Source organism: Klebsiella sp. RHBSTW-00484 (assembly GCF_013705725.1).
GTDB lineage: Bacteria > Pseudomonadota > Gammaproteobacteria > Enterobacterales > Enterobacteriaceae > Klebsiella.
Genome location: NZ_CP055481.1, coordinates 4,633,382 through 4,650,260, shown reverse-complemented (window position 1 = coordinate 4,650,260; position 16,879 = coordinate 4,633,382). Strand labels below are relative to the sequence as shown.

Sequence of the window (16,879 nt, the reverse complement as noted above, 5' to 3'; positions counted from 1 at the left end):
CTGCTTATCAGGAGTCTATTATGGTGAGTTTAAAATCCTTTCTGAATTATTTCTCCCAACCCCGCCCCGCGGTGCCTTTGAGTATAGCGGAGCAACAACAGATTGAATCTTTGATTCAGGCTTTCGGCGGTGAGTCGAATATTATTCATGTTGATGCCTGTATTACCCGTTTACGCGTCACGGTGAATAACCTGGCGATTGTTGATTCTCAGGCATTACAGCAGCAGGGTGCGCTGGGGGTTATTATTCTGGGGCAGCAGGTGCATGCTATTTTCGGTAAGCAGTCGGATGCTTTACGACAATTACTTGACGAGTACTTTGCAAGTCTTAAATAAAATAAAATGGGATAACGCAATAATGGGTTATCCCGAAAATATAACAAGTTATTCAATGGCAATAATCATTACCGGAGGGTAATTAACGACCTTACAGTTGGAGATAAAACACGTTTAAATATCATTACCACCAGGCTTCTACCTGTACGCCAAAGTTCCACGTATTATTGGCAGTCTGATCTTCGAATGGTTTGCCATTTTCAGAATCATTCAAATATGAAGCGAAAATACGCAGTTCCGGGCGTGACATAAAGTCAGGGCCATCGGCCAGGCCCAGCGCAATGGTGTATTTTTCACCGGCCTGTTTGTATTCGGTATTGTTCTTGTAGCTGTCTTTTTGATAGAAACCGCCCACTTCGCCAATCAGGCGCACGTATTCGGTGAACTGATACTGTCCGCGAGCGACCAGCGACAGCATACGTGTTTTATCCGTGTATTCAGTAATGTTGTCCGCAGAGCCCCAAGTCAGAACATGGTTAATAGAGAACTTGTCGGTAATCGGAATTAAACCGGTATTAATAACGCGATATCCGGTGGCGTCATTGACGTAGTTCCACATGTCGTACCAACCGCCGCCCTGGGAGACCATGTTCTGCGCCAGTCCTTTGTTGGCGTATTGCAGAACCATTTTATTGTAACCACCCAGCATGTCCTGGCTGATTTCACCGGTCAGCATGACGCCATTTTCAGCATCATACAGTCCTCCGTAGGTATCCTGCTTTTTAGTGGTGTTCGGCATCGCATAGTCGATACCAAATTCCGTCCAGGCACCAGACCACGGTTTCCAGCCAGCATAGCGCAGGTCGAGATAGTTAATGTTTACATCACTGTCGCCATCGACGCGGTAATCAACGTCATTCGCGTCGCCGCGGATCCAGGCAAAGGAGACGGCACCAGGACCGAGAGTGTAGTTTTCAAGTCCCGCACCGGAGCCGGAAATGTTCCAGTATTTGGTATCGATGATGTGTAGATCGTGGCGCTGATAGTAGCGTTTACCGCCCCAAATGACCGCATTTGGATCGCCAGGGACCAAGCCTTTAATTTGCAGGTTCAACTGACGCAGACCAAACTGCGCATCGTCATCCAGCGTGGTTTCGTTATCGTTGGAGCCGTCAGAGACCATGCTGACCATACTATCGAGGTAGAAGCTAACATCGTTTTTCTTGTAGACCTCTGAGCCTAACTCCAGCTCACCATAGGTATCGGATTCGTTACCCAGACGGCCTATTTTGTTTTTTTGCCATTCAGCCTGACTACCATCACCGGAGACCCCAACCCCGGCGCGCATATAACCATGAAAATCGATACCTGGGACAGCGGCGGAAGCAGCCAACACGGATGGTGAAATCAGCGCAGCGGCCAACGCAACGGAGAGTGTGCGCAGCGTAGTGTTCATGTCTATCCTCTTATTTTTGTATTACGTTCACATAACCGATGTCATAAAATGCCTAAACCTAAATTCAGGCAATTGAATGATCGCCATAGTGTGATTAACTGCAAATAAATAGGCGTATTTTGTTACGGATGGTGAGTCCATTCACAATTCAATGTATTGTGAGCGTCGTACTTTTTATGGTGATTGTCATCAGGGGAATGTTGCTGTGAGCGTTTTTTCATATTGCCCCTGTTACAATCCAGGGATAACAACATAAGGAACCGGACCATGAAGTCTAAAAGCGCGACTTTAGAAGACGTTGCCCGCCACGCGGGCGTCTCCTATCAGACCGTGTCCAGGGTACTCAATAAGTCTGCTAATGTATCCAAAGCCACGCGTAGCAAGGTGGAGAAATCTATTGAGGAGCTGCGCTATGTGCCTAATCGCCTTGCACAGCAGCTGGTAGGTAAGCAGAGCCATACTGTCGGCCTGGTGACGATTTCTCTGGCCTTACACGCTCCTTCACAAGTTGCGGCAGCGGTAAAACGCTATGCCAATGTTGAAGGCTATCAGGTACTCATCTCGATGATTGATGAGAGCGTCAACCAAAGTATCCAGGATTCGATCAATGAGCTGAAGTCGCAACTGGTGAACAAGGTTATTATCAACGTGCCTCTGGAGACCGAAGAAGCCCAGAAAATCGCCGCTGATAACGACGACATTGTCTGTCTCTTTTTGGATGTTGACCCCTATAGCTCGGTGTTTAACGTTTCGTTCAATCCAGCGGATGGCACCCGAGCCAGCGTCAAATATCTCTATGAGATGGGGCACCGTGAGATAGCCCTGTTGGCCGGACCGGAAAGCTCGGTGTCAGCGAAATTACGTTTGAAAAGCTGGATGGAAACCCTTGAGGGTTATGGCCTGCAACCTGTCACAGTGGTTCGTGGCAACTGGGATGCACAGAGCGGTTACGCCGGTGCGCTGCAAATGCTGCGCGAGACACCGAACTTCACCGCGGTGCTGGTGGGAAACGATCAGATGGCATTGGGTGTCCTGAGCGCTTTTCATCAGCATCAGGTGCCGATCCCGGGGGAGAAATCGGTGATTGGTTACGATGATACCTATGAAAGTTCATTCTTCTATCCGGCGCTGACGACCGTTTCGCTAGACCTCGATTTACAAGGAAAAGAGGCTGTGCGCCGCATCCTTGATAGCGGTGATAACGAAATGCTGCATACATCTTCGATTCTCCCCGCACGACTGGTTATTCGCCACTCTACGGGGCCGAAAACAGAGCCCGGTAAAGATCTGCAGTCCATAGCCGAACAGCTGCGGGCGTTAGCGCATCAGCTGAATCCCTAATCCGCAACGGGCGGCCTGCGTCGCCCATTACCCTTTTCGTTCTCATGGTTGATCTTTGTATTAACTCGGCGTACCGTATTGTTATGTTATAACGTAATGATCGAGGTCGCCATGAAACCCAACATTCATCCGCACTATCGTACCGTGGTCTTTCACGACACCAGTGCCAACGAATTCTTTAAAGTCGGTTCAACCATCAGGACCGAGCGTGAGATTGAGCTCGAAGGTGAGACGTATCCGTACGTGACGCTTGATGTGTCATCCAAATCGCATCCGTATTACACCGGTAAACAGAAGGCTTTCAATAATGAAGGCAGTACCGCACGCTTCCGCCAGCGCTTCGGTGGTTTTATTGATGCGAAAAGGAGCAAATAATGCAGGTACTCAACTCTTTACGTAGCGCCAAACAGCGTCACCCGGATTGTCAGATAGTTAAGCGCAAAGGGCGGCTGTACGTGATTTGCAAAAGCAATCCCCGCTTTAAAGCCGTGCAGGGGCGTAAGAAAAGACGTTAACTTACCCGTTTGCGGAAGCTCTCCAGCGTGCGCAACTGTTGGCCGTCGTTGAAGTTGTCGGCGGCCAGCCACTGCTGCATAGCCTTATCAATCTGTGGCCATTCGTCATCGATAATGGAAAACCAGTCGGTATCGCGGTTGTGGCCTTTTATCACCAGAGCCTGACGAAAACGCCCCTCATACTGAAACCCCAGACGTAGCGCCGCCCGGCGTGAGGGTTCGTTCAGGCTGTTGCATTTCCATTCATAGCGGCGGTAGCCGAGAATATCAAAAACGTAACGCATCAGCAGCCACTGCGCTTCGGTTGCCATTGCCGTCCGGCTTAGTAACGGTGAGAAGTGGACATGACCGACTTCAACAACGCCGTTTTTTGCGTCAATTCTCATCAGCGCCAGCGACCCGACGGGTCGGCCTGTCCGCTCATCAATCACCGCAAAGTGAATGGGGTCGGCCAGTCCGGCAACGCTATCAATCCACGTACGGTATTCCTCAACGCTGTTATCTGGTTCGCGCAGCAACCATGTCCAACTGCGTGTATCTGGGGCGAGCTGGTGGGCGGCGAACAGCGCGCTGGCGTGTTGTGTACTTAAAGGCTCAAGGTGGCAACAACGCCCTTGCAGGCTTTGTCTTTCGGGGTGAGGCCGAGGTTGCCAGTCGGGCAGGGCAACACCAACAGGTTGATTAAATTGGTTAAGCAGGCTCATGCGATTTTCCTTGTTTGGGCGAATGCAATGAGATTAAGAGCTCTTTGGTTCCATAAAAAGTGCCATAAGAGTATATTTTTATGGTGCCACGAGGAGCCGCGATGAATATTCCAGATGATGCATTTTTTACTTTGCTGGAGCACGGTCTGCGCAGCAGAGGGAATGAAACCTTGCAGCGTACGCTGTATCAACTGCTGCGTGAGGCCGTTTTACAGGGGCGACTGGTGGGCAATAGCCGTTTACCTGGCTCACGTGCGATGGCGCAGCGGTTGGGGCTTTCGCGTAACACGATCAACAGCGCGCTTGAGCAATTGGCCATCGAGGGCTATTTGCTACGTAGCCGTCAGGGGACACACGTAGCGCCTTTGACGTCGCAGGGAGAGCGTGATGTTGAGGTGTATGCAATCGCGCTTCCCGAGCGCTTACAGGCGTTACCAGGAGGTACTCGGCGTGATTCACCCACGCTGATCTTTACGCCAGGAATGCCTGCGGTTAACTATTTTCCTCTCCCCATCTGGCGTCGGCTTCTCGACAGAATATTGCGTGAAGAGGGGACCGCGTTGTTGGGTTACGGTGATGCGCAAGGTGAACCTGCGCTGCGTGAGGCAATTGCCCGTCATTTGGCGCTGACGCGAGGGATTCGCTGTGATGCCCGGCAAATTGTGATTACGGAGGGAGCGCTGGAAGGTATCAATTTATGCACGCATTTACTGAGCGAAGCCGGGGATACTGCCTGGGTGGAAGAGCCTGGCTACCTGGGGGCCAAAAGCATGTTTCTTAAAGCTGGACTTCATATGAAGGGCATGCCGGTGGATTGTGAAGGTATGCGCCCTGATATGAGTGATGAGAGTAAGGCCCCGCGATTGATCTTCACTTCACCTTCACATCAATATCCTTGTGGCGCGGTAATGAGTGCAGGGCGACGACTGGCGCTGCTTGAGTATGCGCGCCAGCATAATACGTGGATTATTGAAGATGATTACGACAGTGAGTTTCGCTACAGCGGCGAACCGATTCCGGCAATGTTGGGAATGGTCAAACAGGCACCGGTAGTGTATCTCGGGACCTTCAGCAAAACGTTGTTTCCCGCGCTACGCATTGGTTTTGTGGTGATGCCCTCAGCGTTGGCTGATGCGGCTCAGGGCGCGATTGGTGCACTATTGCGCGGTGGACACCGGGTGGAGCAACGGGCGTTGGCGTTATTTATCGAAGAGGGACACTACGCGCGCCATCTTGCGGCTATGCGTCGTTTGTATCGTAAACGTCAGCAGCAATTACGGGAGGTTTTGGCAGAGGAGCTTAAGGTACCTTATGAGCTCTTTAGTGGAGAAGGTGGGTTGCATTTGACGGTCGCTATCGAAGGCATTGATGATGAAGCACTTGTTCAGCTGGCTCGCCAGTTTCAGCAGGCACCAGCGGCATTAAGCCGTTTTTATCTTGATGCTAAAAATGCGAAAAGTGGACTGGTTTTGGGCTACGGTAATACGTCCGCTTCGCATTTCATTCCTGCGGTGCGGACGCTAAATCGTCTTATTACGCAGTGCCGGCGCGGGTAAGGGAAAACACATCGTAAAACGAAAGTTCACCCTTGGTATCGACCATTTTTTGCAACTGAGCCTTTTGTTCACCGGCGACGCGCGGTGATTGCAGGATTCTCTCGATCAGTTGGCCCGGGACGTACCGCGTGTTATACCACTCGCCGTTGTAACAAACGCGAAAGTCCAGTACATCAATGTCTTCATAGCGATAGCGCGGATAGACGTCAAAGAAGAAGAAGCCGTTGAGCAGGACGAACAGCACGATTAACAGCCAGACAGAATCTACCAATGTTTCTGAACGTAGCATCACGATGAGCGTAGCCAGGAAGGCGGCATACATTGCGACAAACAGCCATGGATGATTGCGAATAAAGCTGATACTAAAACGCGGACGGTTGTCGCGTTTCTCCTTCACATTAAGTTCATCAATGGTGTTCTTCAGCAGCAGCTGTATTTCTGTCATCTTATTCCCCAAATTCTGCTAAGAGCCCGGCTGCATACCTGAAGAACAATATGCGATTTTGGGCTCAGCCTGAAGGCTATTTTATGTTGCGTAAATCACAGGGGAAAGTAACAGATCAGTTGCGAAAAAGCATAACAGTTACAGTCCTTCGCTTGGCTGCATTTTTATGATTTGTGCCGGGTTTCCGCCAACGACGGCATTCGCGGGGACATTTTTCACCACCACGGAGCCGGACGCAATGACGGCATTGTCGCCAATGGTGATTCCGGGATTGATGACTGCCCGACCGCCAATCCAGACATTGTGACCGATGACCACCGGTTTGCCGTACTCTTTACCGCTGTTGCGTTCGCTGGCATCCAGTGGATGAGTTGCGGTGTAGATATGTACGCCGGGAGCCAGCATACAGTTATCACCAATATGAATTGGGCAGACATCCAGCATGACGCAATCAAAGTTAGCGTAGAAATTTTTACCCGGGAAAATATTGTAACCATAGTCACAGCGGAAGGTGGGTTCAATATAGGCATCATTAGCTTGACCAAAGAGATCGGCCAGTAATGATTTGCGTAATTCACGCTCTTCCGGTGCTGAATGATTGTAACGATGCAGCAGTTGCCTGGCACGCAGACGGTCTGCTCGCAAGATAGCATCACCGGGTAGATACAGCTCACCGGCAATCATTTTATGTTTCTCTTCACTCATGGGGCTTTCCTTATCGTAAATGCCGCCATAGTATAAAAAGAAACCGGTTTCATATGCGCCACTTGCTAATATATGTGATTGATATCACAATTATTGCTGTTGAAGGGGGAGGCGCTACCTGTTGCTTGTCTTTCACTTGAAATATATTAGCGGATAAATTTCCAAACTGAAGGAGGGATCTTGTCGTACAGTTTATTCATCGTCAATTCAGCAAGACGATGGTCGGCTGCTGAGTAAAATACCGTCAGTTCATTATCGGGAAGTTCATATTTGTTTTTTTCAATTACGCGTTCCAGCGTATCAATTGTCTGACAGCGTCGTAAACGCATCAAATAGTCTATTTTGGTTAATGTTTTATCAGACATAAATTCACCCTTTGATTGTAATAATACTAACAAGAAAGACTTGCCGGGTTTTCCCGACTGGCGTTCACGAAGCAACGAAATAACCGATTGCCTGATTTGCGCCATTTCTGTAGATCTGCTGTGTTAATGCCGTAGTTGCTGAACAGCACGAAAGTGTCATCCAGGTATTCGTCAAGCTGAGTAATCAGTTTATTATCCTCAGCATACTTAATTTTATAATTAAGTGCGAATGCGGCAATGTGCTCGATCAATTCATTTAGTTGAAGATTCACAGCCGAAGTCGGGTCATTAACCCAGCCATGGTTGCTCTCATCAAGGTTTGCAAGACAGTCATGATACAGGGTTTCGCAGAGAAATTTAAGCTGCGCAATATCATGTCTTTTTGGCGAGTATTCGTCCATAAAACATCCCCTTTTAAGTGGTTTAAACGACGACTAACAGCACCGTTGTGGGATGAACACGACTAACAGACCTGACACATACAATGTAATCTTGCTGTTTTAACTATAATCCACTCTCAAAAAGATTTCACCGTGCTATTACGAAAAATTACAATTATCACGGTTAATTTATCTTAAACACTGTGCGCTTTATTATATAGCAACATTAGTTTCAACGGAAAAAATGAAAGCAAACCTTATATTTCATCGAGTTAGCTGAGTATTTTAGTGGTTGTTGCCGGACAACCATACACAATGTCAGTGATTGAGAATATTCTGAGTTAGGTCGGAATGACAAATCGGTGGATGAAAAAAACAGAGATATATGGCAGAACTCATCATTAAATATTATATAACAGGCTACAAAACAAACAATGACAATGAGTGCGCTTAATATAGATAGAAAAGGAAAGGGCCGCAAATGCGGCCCTTAGAGGGGAGATTAGTGATGCTCAACCGTATGGCTGTGCTCAATATCTTCATTTCTCTTGCTAAAACGGCGGCGAACCACCACGAAGAATACTGGTACAAAGAAAATAGCCAGAACCGTCGCGGTCACCATCCCGCCCATTACGCCAGTACCTACGGCGTTCTGCGCACCGGAGCCTGCCCCAGAGCTAATAACCAGCGGCATTACCCCCAGGATAAATGCCAGTGAGGTCATCAGGATCGGACGCAGACGCATACGTACCGCTTCGAGCGTCGCTTCAATCAGGCCTTTACCTTCTTTATCCATTAGGTCTTTGGCGAATTCAACGATAAGAATCGCGTTCTTCGCCGACAGGCCAATGGTTGTTAGCAGACCAACCTGGAAGTAGACGTCGTTAGTCAGCCCGCGGAAAGTTGCCGCCAGCAGTGCACCAACAACCCCGAGCGGAACGACCAGCATAACCGAGAACGGAATTGACCAGCTCTCATACAACGCCGCCAGGCACAGGAATACAACAATCAGAGAGATTGCGTAGAGCGCAGGTGCCTGGTTGCCGGACAACCGTTCCTGATAGGACATACCGGTCCAGTCGTAGCCAATACCAGAAGGCAGTTTGCCCGCCAGCTCCTCCATCAGGTTCATCGCTTCACCGGTACTCTTACCAGGCGTTGCTTGACCAAGGATTTCCATTGATGGCAGACCGTTATAGCGTTCCAGACGTGGAGAGCCATATTCCCAGCGTGAAGTGGAGAAGGCGGAGAACGGCACCATCTGTCCATCGCTACCGCGCACGTACCAGTTGCCAATATCTTCCGGCAGCATACGGTATTTGGCTTCGGACATAATATAGACTTTCTTGACGCGACCACGGTCGATAAAGTCGTTGACATAGCTACCACCCCAGGCGGAACCCAATGTGGTGTTGATGTCGCTAATCGAAACGCCGAGAGCCTGCGCTTTTTCCTGATCGATATCGACTTTAAACTGCGGTGTATCTTCCAGGCCGTTTGGACGAACGCCACTTAATACATCAGGATGCTGCGCAATCATGCCAAAGAGCTGGTTACGTGCCTGAGTGAGTTTTTCGTGACCCAATCCACCCTGATCGATCAGCTGGAAGTCAAAGCCGGTAGCGGTACCCAGTTCGACAATGGCTGGCAGGTTAAAGGCGAAGACCATTGCATCTTTAATTTGCGAGAAGTAGCCCATTGCACGGCCGGTGATCGCTTCAACCTTGTTCTCTTCGCCAGGACGCTGGCTCCAGTCCTTCAGTGAGACGAACGCGATACCGGTGTTTTGTCCGCGACCCGCGAAGCCAAAGCCGTTAACGGCGAATACTGATTCAACGTTGTTCTTCTCATGAGTGAGATAGTAGTCGGTCATCTCATCAAGGACTTTCTGCGTACGTTCCTGCGTTGCACCAGCCGGGAGCTGTGCCATGCTGAGGAACACGCCCTGGTCTTCGTCTGGCAGGAAGGAACTTGGCAGACGTACGAACAGCCAGGCCATTCCCACTACGATGATCAGATACAGCACCAGATAACGACCGGTACTGCGCAGAATGTTGCCTACGCTATCGGTGTAATGATGTGTGCTCTTATCAAACATGCGGTTAAACCAGCCAAAGAAGCCGGTGGTTGCACCATGGCTGCCTTTCGCGACGGGTTTTAGCATCGTGGCGCAAAGCGCCGGGGTCAGGATCAGCGCTACCAGTACCGACAGCGCCATAGCCGAAACGATAGTGATAGAGAACTGACGATAAATCGCACCGGTAGAGCCGCCGAAGAAGGCCATCGGGATAAATACTGCCGAAAGCACCATCGCGATACCCACCAGTGCGCCCTGAATCTGGCCCATTGATTTACGCGTTGCCTCCTTTGGCGGTAGCCCTTCCTCAGCCATAACACGCTCGACGTTTTCCACCACCACGATGGCGTCATCCACGAGCAGACCGATGGCGAGCACCATACCAAACATGGTGAGGGTGTTTATCGAGAAACCGAACAGCGCGAGGATAGCAAACGTCCCCAGCAAGACGACCGGTACGGCGATAGTGGGTATCAGCGTCGCGCGGAAGTTCTGCAGGAACAGATACATGACCAGGAATACCAGAATGATCGCCTCAACCAGCGTTTTCACCACTTCGTGAATAGAGATCTGCACGAATGGCGTGGTGTCATACGGGTAAACAATTTTCATGCCGGAAGGGAAGAACGGCTCCATCTTCGCCAGTTCAGCACGGATAGCGTTGGCGGTATCCAGGGCGTTCGCGCCGGTTGCCAGCTTAATACCCAGACCGGAAGCCGGCTGGCCGTTAAACTTCGCGACGACATCGTAGTTTTCACCACCCAGCTCGATCTTCGCGACATCGCGCAGACGAACCTGAGAACCATCCTGGTTGACTTTCAGCAGAATGTTACCGAACTCTTCGGTGTTGGTCAGACGAGTCTGTGCCACGATAGAGGCGTTCAACTGCTGGCCTTTCACCGGCGGCGTACCACCTAACTGACCCGCTGCAACCTGGGCGTTCTGTGCTTTCAGCGCGCTAATAACGTCAACCGGCGTTAGCTGGAAGTTGTTCAGTTTGTTCGGGTCCATCCAGATGCGCATGGCATATTGGGAACCAAACAGCTGCACGTCACCTACGCCGCTGGTACGACTAATCGTATCCTTCATGTTGGCAGCAACATAGTCAGAAATATCATCCTGATTCATGGTGCCGTCAGTATTGATTACGCCGACAACCATCAGAAAGCTGCTGGATGCCTTTTCAACGCTAATACCCTGTTGCTGTACTTCTTGTGGCAACAATGGTGTTGCAAGTGCCAGCTTGTTCTGTACCTGTACCTGGGCGATATCCGGATCGGTACCGGATTCGAAGGTGAGGGTAATCGTCGCTGTACCGGTAGAGTCGCCATTTGAAGACATGTACATCAGGTGATCGATACCGTTCATGTTCTGTTCGATAACCTGAGTTACGGTGTTCTGCACGGTTTCTGCATCAGCACCGGGGTACATGGCTGTGATGGAAATTGCCGGTGGCGCAATCGTTGGATATTGCGCTATTGGCAACTTGAGGATCGAAAGTCCCCCAGCCAGCATGATAATAATGGCGATCACCCATGCAAATATGGGGCGATCGATAAAGAAATTAGGCATGTCTTAACGGCTCCTGTTTAAGTTAAGACTTGGGTTGTTCTGACTGAGCATTGCTTGCGGCTTGCTGTTTTTCGTCAGAAACGACTTCCTGCGTTTTTACCTGAACGCCTGGTTTGATTTTTTGCAGGCCAGTGATAATCACACGATCGCCTGTTTTCAAACCTTCTGTGACCAGCCATTTGTCGCCAATTGCCTGAGTGGCGGTAATCTGACGGACTTCGACTTTATCGCCTTCGCCAACAACCATGGCGCTCGCATCACCGCGTGGCGTACGAGTTACGCCCTGCTGAGGAACCAGCACAGCATCAGGATTTACACCTTCTTCCAGACGTGCACGGACGAACATTCCAGGTAGCAGAGTGTGATCCGGGTTGGGGAAGATAGCGCGCAGCGTGATAGAGCCGGTAGTCTGGTCAACGGTGACGTCGGAGAACTCCAGCGTACCGCCCTGCGGGTAGGTAAGGCCGTCGTTAGTGACCAGCTCAACCTTCGCTTTACCGTTTTCCTGCTGCAGTTTGCCGTTGGCTAACTCTTGTTTCAAACGCAGAAAATCATTGCTTGATTGAGTCACGTCGACATAAATAGGATCAAGCTGCTGCACGGTAGCCAGCGCAGTGGTTTGGCCGTTTTGCACCAGAGCACCTTCGGTTACAGCGGATTTACCAATGCGACCGCTGATAGGAGAGGTGACTTTGGTGTATGCCAGATTGATGCGTGCAGTTTCTACAGCAGCTTTGGCGGCGACCACGGCAGCATTGCTCTGTTGAGCGGTAGCAACGGCAGTATCGTACTCCTGTTGGCTAATGTATTTAGTGCCTAACAGTTTCTGATAACGTTTTACCGTCAACTGGTCCATATTTGCCGCGGCTTGCGCTTTTGCTAAATCGCCCTTTGCGCTTTCATAGCTGGCCTGATAGGTCGCCGGATCAATTTGATAAAGAGACACGCCAGCCTGAATATCGCTACCTTCAGTGAAGTTACGTTTCAGAATAATGCCACTGACCTGAGGGCGAACTTCCGCAACGCGATAAGCGCTGGTGCGACCTGGCAGTTCAGTTGTGATTTGTAGCGGAGCGGATTTGAGCGTCACAATACCGACTTCCGGCATTTGTTGGGCCCCTTGCTGAGCCGGTTTGTCGTCACATCCTGTTAGCGCTAAGCTGCCTGAGAGCATCAGAACGACCGCCAGAGGCGTTAACCCTCTGTTTTTGTTCATATGTAAACCTCGAGTGTCCAATTTCAAATTGTTCAGTGGCTCAATCGACCACAAACCCACTGCTGTGTTTCTATTATGGTCATGCTATGGTACATACATTCACAAATGTATGTAAACGTAACCTCTGTAAACTCATCGACCTATGGCACGAAAAACCAAACAACAGGCGCTTGAGACCCGGCAACATATTCTGGATGTTGCTCTGCGTTTGTTTTCGCAGCAGGGCGTATCATCCACCTCGTTGGCGGCAATTGCAAAAGCCGCTGGCGTGACGAGAGGGGCTATCTACTGGCATTTCAAAAATAAATCAGATTTATTTAATGAAATATGGGTACTTTCTGAAGCCAGTATTAGTGACCTCGAAGTTGAGTATCGGGCAAAATTCCCTAACGATCCACTGTCAGTTGTGCGTGAGATCTTAGTCTATGTTCTTGAAGCAACAGTGACAGACAAACGCAGGCGGTTGATGATGGAGATCATCTTCCATAAATGTGAATTCGTAGGTGAAATGGTCACACTTCAACAAGCACAGCGTAGCATTTGTCTGGAGAGCTACGATCGTATCGAACAAACGTTGCAAGACTGCATTGCAGCGAAAATGCTGCCTGCCAATTTGCTTACCCGTCGCGCAGCCATTTTGATGCGCAGCTATCTTTCCGGCCTGATGGAAAATTGGTTACTGGCACCGAATGCCTTTGATCTGCAAAAAGATGCGCGAGAGTACGTCGCGACGCTGCTCGAAATGTATCAATTCTGCCCTTCTCTACGGGCTCCAGAAGGAATCGAAGCTTAAGCGCGTCAGCAGAGAAATAGCCAATATTTCCTGCTTTTCGACGCTATTCGCGCGATGTCATAAGTGCTATCCTTCGCGCTGCGACGATCCCCGGTATTCTCCGGCTTTTGCAACCACTCATGTTAACACTATGCTGCATACTATCCGTTGGCGAAATGCCATATCCGCTTTTATTTTTACCCTGATTTTTTTCGTCGGCTGTATCAGCGTCAACCAGGCGCTAGCGGCTGATTTACCTGAACGTGCCGAAGTCCAAAGCCAACTCAACACGCTGAATAAGCAAAAAGAGCTGACACCTCAGGATAAGCTGGTTCAGCAGGACCTGACTCAGACACTGGAAACTCTCGATAAAATTGAACGCATAAAGTCGGAAACGGCCCAACTGCGTCAGCAGGTCGCTCAGGCTCCTGCGAAAATGAATCAGGCCATCGATAGCCTGAATGCATTGAGCGATGCTACTGATGATGAGGCGACGCGAAAAACGTTGAGTTCCTTGTCACTGCGTCAGCTGGAATCGCGCGTTTCTCAGACGCTGGACGATCTACAAAATGCACAGAACGATCTGGCAACTTATAACAGCCAGTTAGTCTCCCTGCAGACGCAGCCGGAGCGCGTGCAAAATGCGATGTATTCCGCTTCTCAGCAGCTCCAGCAAATCCGTAATCGCCTGAATGGCACTTCGACAGGTGATGAAGCGTTGCGCCCCACTCAGCAGAATTTGCTGCTGGTACAGCAGGCTTTACTGAACGCGCAGATCGATCAACAGCGCAAAAGCCTGGAAGGTAACACCGTGCTGCAGGATACCCTGCAAAAGCAGCGTGATTATGTTACCGCCAATAGTAACCGTTTACAGCATCAGCTTCAGTTATTGCAAGAAGCCGTCAACAGTAAGCGCTTAACGCTCACTGAGAAAACTGCTCAGGAGGCGGTTTCTCCAGATGAAGCAGCAAAGATTCAGACTAACCCGCTGGTGAAACAAGAGCTGGATATTAACCATCAGCTTAGTGAAAAACTTATTTCAGCAACGGAAAACGGCAATCAGCTGGTCCAGCGTAATATCAAGGTAAAGACCTGGCTCGATCGTGCTTTACAGTCTGAACGCGATATTAAAGAGCAGATCTCGGTGCTGAAAGGCAGCCTGCTACTGTCGCGCATTCTTTACCAGCAACAACAGACGCTGCCCTCGGCGGATGAACTAAGCGATATGACTAACCGCATCGCTGACCTGCGCCTTGAGCAGTTTGAGGTGAACCAGCAGCGAGACGCGTTGTTCCAGAGTGATGCTTACGTTGCGAAGCTGGAAGAAGGGCATAGCAGCGATGTTAACCCCGAAGTGCATGATGCTCTGCTGGAGCTGATTGATATGCGCCGGGAGCTGCTCGATCAGTTTAATAAACAGCTTGGCAATCAGTTGATGATGGCGATTAACCTGCAAATCAACCAGCAGCAGTTAATGAGCGTCTCGACCAACCTCAAAGCCATCCTGACGCAGCAGATTTTCTGGGTCAACAGTAACCGTCCGATGGATTGGGAATGGATTAAAGCCTTCCCGGAAGCGCTGCAAGGTCAGTTTAAGGCGATGAAAATCACCGTAAACTGGGAAAAGGCCTGGCCTGCGGTATTTATTGCATTTCTCGCCGGTTTGCCGCTATTGCTGATTGCCGGGCTGATTCGCTGGCGTCTGAAATGGCTTAAAGCGTATCAGGCGAAGCTGGCATCACAGGTGGGACAACTACGCAATGACACTCAGCTTCATACGCCGAAAGCGATTCTCATCGATCTGATACGAGCGTTGCCGGTAGTGTTGTTGATTCTGGCCATTGGTCTGATTCTGCTAACGATGCAGCTGAATATCAGCGATTTGCTGTGGGCCTATAGCAAAAAGCTGGCGATATTCTGGCTGGTATTTGGCTTGTGCTGGAAGGTGCTGGAAAAAGATGGCGTGGCGGTGAGCCACTTTAATATGCCGTCACAGTTGACCAGCCACTGGCGGCGGCAAATTGTGCGCGTCAGCCTTGCGTTGTTGCCCCTGAACTTTTGGTCGGTGATGTCGGAACTGTCGCCGCTGCATTTGATGGACGATGTGCTGGGGCAGTTCGTTATTTTCCTCAACCTGCTGCTGATAGCGGTGCTCGTCTGGCCAATGTTTCGCGAAAGCTGGCGAGATAAAGAGTCCCACGGCCTGCGTCTAATCACCGTGACCGTGCTGTCGATTGTGCCGATTGCGTTGATGATTCTGACGGCAACGGGCTACTTCTACACCACGCTGCGTCTTGCAGGTCGCTGGATTGAAACCGTTTATCTGGTGATGTTGTGGAATCTACTGTATCAGACCGTGCTGCGCGGTTTGAGCGTAGCCGCCCGACGCATCGCCTGGCGTCGGGCGCTGGCGCGCCGTCAGCACCTGGTTAAAGAAGGGGCCGAAGGCGTTGAGCCACAGGAGGAACCGACGATCGCACTGGAGCAGGTTAACCAGCAGACGCTGCGTATTACGATGTTGGTAATGATCGCGCTGTTTGGCGTGCTGTTCTGGGCTATTTGGTCGGATCTGATCACCGTTTTTGCTTATCTCGACAGTATTACGCTTTGGCACTACAACGGTACAGAGGCCGGGGTCAGTGTCATAAAAAGCGTTACCATGGGCAGCTTACTGTTTGCGATTGTGGCGTCCATGGTGGCCTGGGCGTTAATTCGCAACCTACCAGGGCTACTGGAAGTCCTGGTGCTCTCCCGGTTGAATATGCGTCAGGGGGCGTCATATGCGATTACCACGATCCTGAACTATGCCATTATTGTTATTGGCGCGATGACGGTCTTTGGTTCGCTGGGCGTTTCGTGGGACAAGCTGCAGTGGTTGGCAGCGGCGCTGTCGGTTGGTTTGGGCTTCGGCCTGCAGGAAATTTTCGGTAACTTTGTCTCCGGTCTGATTATCTTGTTCGAACGCCCGGTACGTATTGGCGATACGGTGACCATCGGTACGTTCTCCGGCACCGTCAGTAAGATCCGCATCCGCGCCACGACGATCACTGACTTTGACCGCAAAGAAGTGATTATCCCGAATAAAGCCTTCGTTACGGAGCGTTTGATTAACTGGTCGCTTTCCGACACCGTGACCCGCGTCGTCATCCGCCTGGGCGTGGCCTATGGTTCCGACCTGGATAAGGTGAAAGAAGTTCTGCTACAGGCTGCGCACGAGCATCCTAAAGTGATGCAAGAGCCCGCGCCGTCGGTTTTCTTTACCACCTTTGGTGCCAGTACGCTCGATCACGAACTGCGCCTGTATGTGCGCGAACTGCGCGATCGTAGCTACGCGGTAGATGAATTAAACCGTGCTATCGATCGCTTGTGTCGGGAGAATGATATCAATATCGCCTTTAACCAACTGGAAGTTCATCTGCGTAATGAGAAGGGCGATGAAATCACTGAGGTGAAGCGTGATGCAAATGGGGGCGATGCGGCTCCGGCGATAGGTTAAGGTT

The 16,879-nt window shown here is 50.4% G+C and carries 15 protein-coding genes and 1 pseudogene; 8 read left to right on the top strand and 8 right to left on the bottom strand.

What is annotated here, in order from left to right; translation table 11 throughout:
• The first annotated feature begins 20 nt into the window (after positions 1–20).
• The gene (locus HV213_RS21930) at positions 21–335 is read left to right on the top strand and encodes a glucose PTS transporter subunit EIIB (protein ID WP_181483289.1); all 315 of its coding nucleotides are present in this window, start codon (positions 21–23) and stop codon (positions 333–335) included.
• A 124-nt stretch (positions 336–459) separates the two neighbouring features.
• Here HV213_RS21930 and HV213_RS21925 read toward each other — a convergent pair whose 3' ends face one another.
• Positions 460–1,731 (bottom strand): maltoporin, encoded by a 1,272-nt coding sequence (locus tag HV213_RS21925; protein ID WP_181483288.1) that lies wholly within the window; start codon positions 1,729–1,731, stop codon positions 460–462.
• Between the two features lie 267 nt (positions 1,732–1,998).
• Here HV213_RS21925 and HV213_RS21920 point away from each other — a divergent pair, with 267 nt between their 5' ends.
• From HV213_RS21920 to ykgO, 3 genes are all read left to right on the top strand, one after another.
• Positions 1,999–3,072: a LacI family DNA-binding transcriptional regulator gene (locus HV213_RS21920; protein ID WP_181483287.1), complete on the top strand. Its 1,074-nt coding sequence runs from the start codon at positions 1,999–2,001 to the stop codon at positions 3,070–3,072.
• Between the two features lie 111 nt (positions 3,073–3,183).
• Positions 3,184–3,447 carry a type B 50S ribosomal protein L31 gene (locus HV213_RS21915; protein ID WP_110273708.1) on the top strand — a complete coding sequence of 88 codons (264 nt, stop codon included), beginning with the start codon at positions 3,184–3,186 and terminating at the stop codon, positions 3,445–3,447.
• Positions 3,447–3,587, top strand: a complete 141-nt coding sequence (ykgO, locus tag HV213_RS21910) for a type B 50S ribosomal protein L36 (RefSeq protein ID WP_003859006.1) — start codon at positions 3,447–3,449, stop codon at positions 3,585–3,587. The genes HV213_RS21915 and ykgO overlap by 1 nt, the downstream gene beginning before the upstream one ends.
• Here ykgO and HV213_RS21905 read toward each other — a convergent pair.
• The gene (locus HV213_RS21905; protein WP_181483286.1) at positions 3,584–4,291 is read right to left on the bottom strand and encodes a GNAT family N-acetyltransferase; all 708 of its coding nucleotides are present in this window, start codon (positions 4,289–4,291) and stop codon (positions 3,584–3,586) included. The two genes, ykgO and HV213_RS21905, sit on opposite strands and share 4 nt — an antisense overlap.
• Before the next feature lie 101 nt (positions 4,292–4,392).
• Here HV213_RS21905 and pdxR point away from each other — a divergent pair, with 101 nt between their 5' ends.
• Positions 4,393–5,847, top strand: coding sequence for a MocR-like pyridoxine biosynthesis transcription factor PdxR (gene pdxR, locus HV213_RS21900; RefSeq protein ID WP_181483285.1), 1,455 nt, complete (start codon positions 4,393–4,395; stop codon positions 5,845–5,847).
• On the opposite strand, the gene HV213_RS21895 is transcribed toward pdxR, so the two are convergent.
• On the bottom strand, positions 5,825–6,292 hold the full coding sequence (locus tag HV213_RS21895; RefSeq protein WP_110273705.1) for a YlaC family protein: 468 nt from the start codon (positions 6,290–6,292) through the stop codon (positions 5,825–5,827). The genes pdxR and HV213_RS21895 overlap by 23 nt on opposite strands.
• A 62-nt stretch (positions 6,293–6,354) precedes the next feature.
• Between HV213_RS21895 and HV213_RS33335 the strand changes: the two are divergent.
• Positions 6,355–6,462 (top strand): annotated as a pseudogene (locus HV213_RS33335) (hypothetical protein); the annotation flags it as partial.
• On the opposite strand, the gene maa reads toward HV213_RS33335, so the two are convergent.
• From maa to acrA, 5 genes are all read right to left on the bottom strand, one after another.
• A complete protein-coding gene (gene maa / locus HV213_RS21890; RefSeq protein ID WP_181483284.1) occupies positions 6,431–6,997 on the bottom strand; it encodes a maltose O-acetyltransferase in 567 nt (188 codons plus the stop codon). The pseudogene HV213_RS33335 and the gene maa sit on opposite strands and share 32 nt — an antisense overlap.
• Positions 6,998–7,143: 146 nt before the next feature.
• Entirely contained in the window at positions 7,144–7,362 is a 219-nt protein-coding gene (locus HV213_RS21885; protein ID WP_110273703.1) for an HHA domain-containing protein, read from the bottom strand.
• Between the two features lie 26 nt (positions 7,363–7,388).
• Positions 7,389–7,763, bottom strand: coding sequence for an Hha toxicity modulator TomB (gene tomB / locus HV213_RS21880; protein ID WP_181483283.1), 375 nt, complete (start codon positions 7,761–7,763; stop codon positions 7,389–7,391).
• Positions 7,764–8,244: 481 nt separating this feature from the next.
• Positions 8,245–11,391, bottom strand: a complete 3,147-nt coding sequence (gene acrB, locus HV213_RS21875; protein WP_181483282.1) for a multidrug efflux RND transporter permease subunit AcrB — start codon at positions 11,389–11,391, stop codon at positions 8,245–8,247.
• Positions 11,392–11,413: 22 nt separating this feature from the next.
• Positions 11,414–12,607: a multidrug efflux RND transporter periplasmic adaptor subunit AcrA gene (gene acrA / locus HV213_RS21870; protein ID WP_181483281.1), complete on the bottom strand. Its 1,194-nt coding sequence runs from the start codon at positions 12,605–12,607 to the stop codon at positions 11,414–11,416.
• 142 nt (positions 12,608–12,749) lie between these two features.
• On the opposite strand from acrA, the gene acrR reads away from it, so the two are divergent.
• Entirely contained in the window at positions 12,750–13,400 is a 651-nt protein-coding gene (acrR, locus tag HV213_RS21865; protein WP_181483280.1) for a multidrug efflux transporter transcriptional repressor AcrR, read from the top strand.
• Between the two features lie 130 nt (positions 13,401–13,530).
• A complete protein-coding gene (gene mscK, locus HV213_RS21860; protein ID WP_181483279.1) occupies positions 13,531–16,875 on the top strand; it encodes a mechanosensitive channel MscK in 3,345 nt (1,114 codons plus the stop codon).
• The last annotated feature ends 4 nt before the right edge of the window (positions 16,876–16,879 follow it).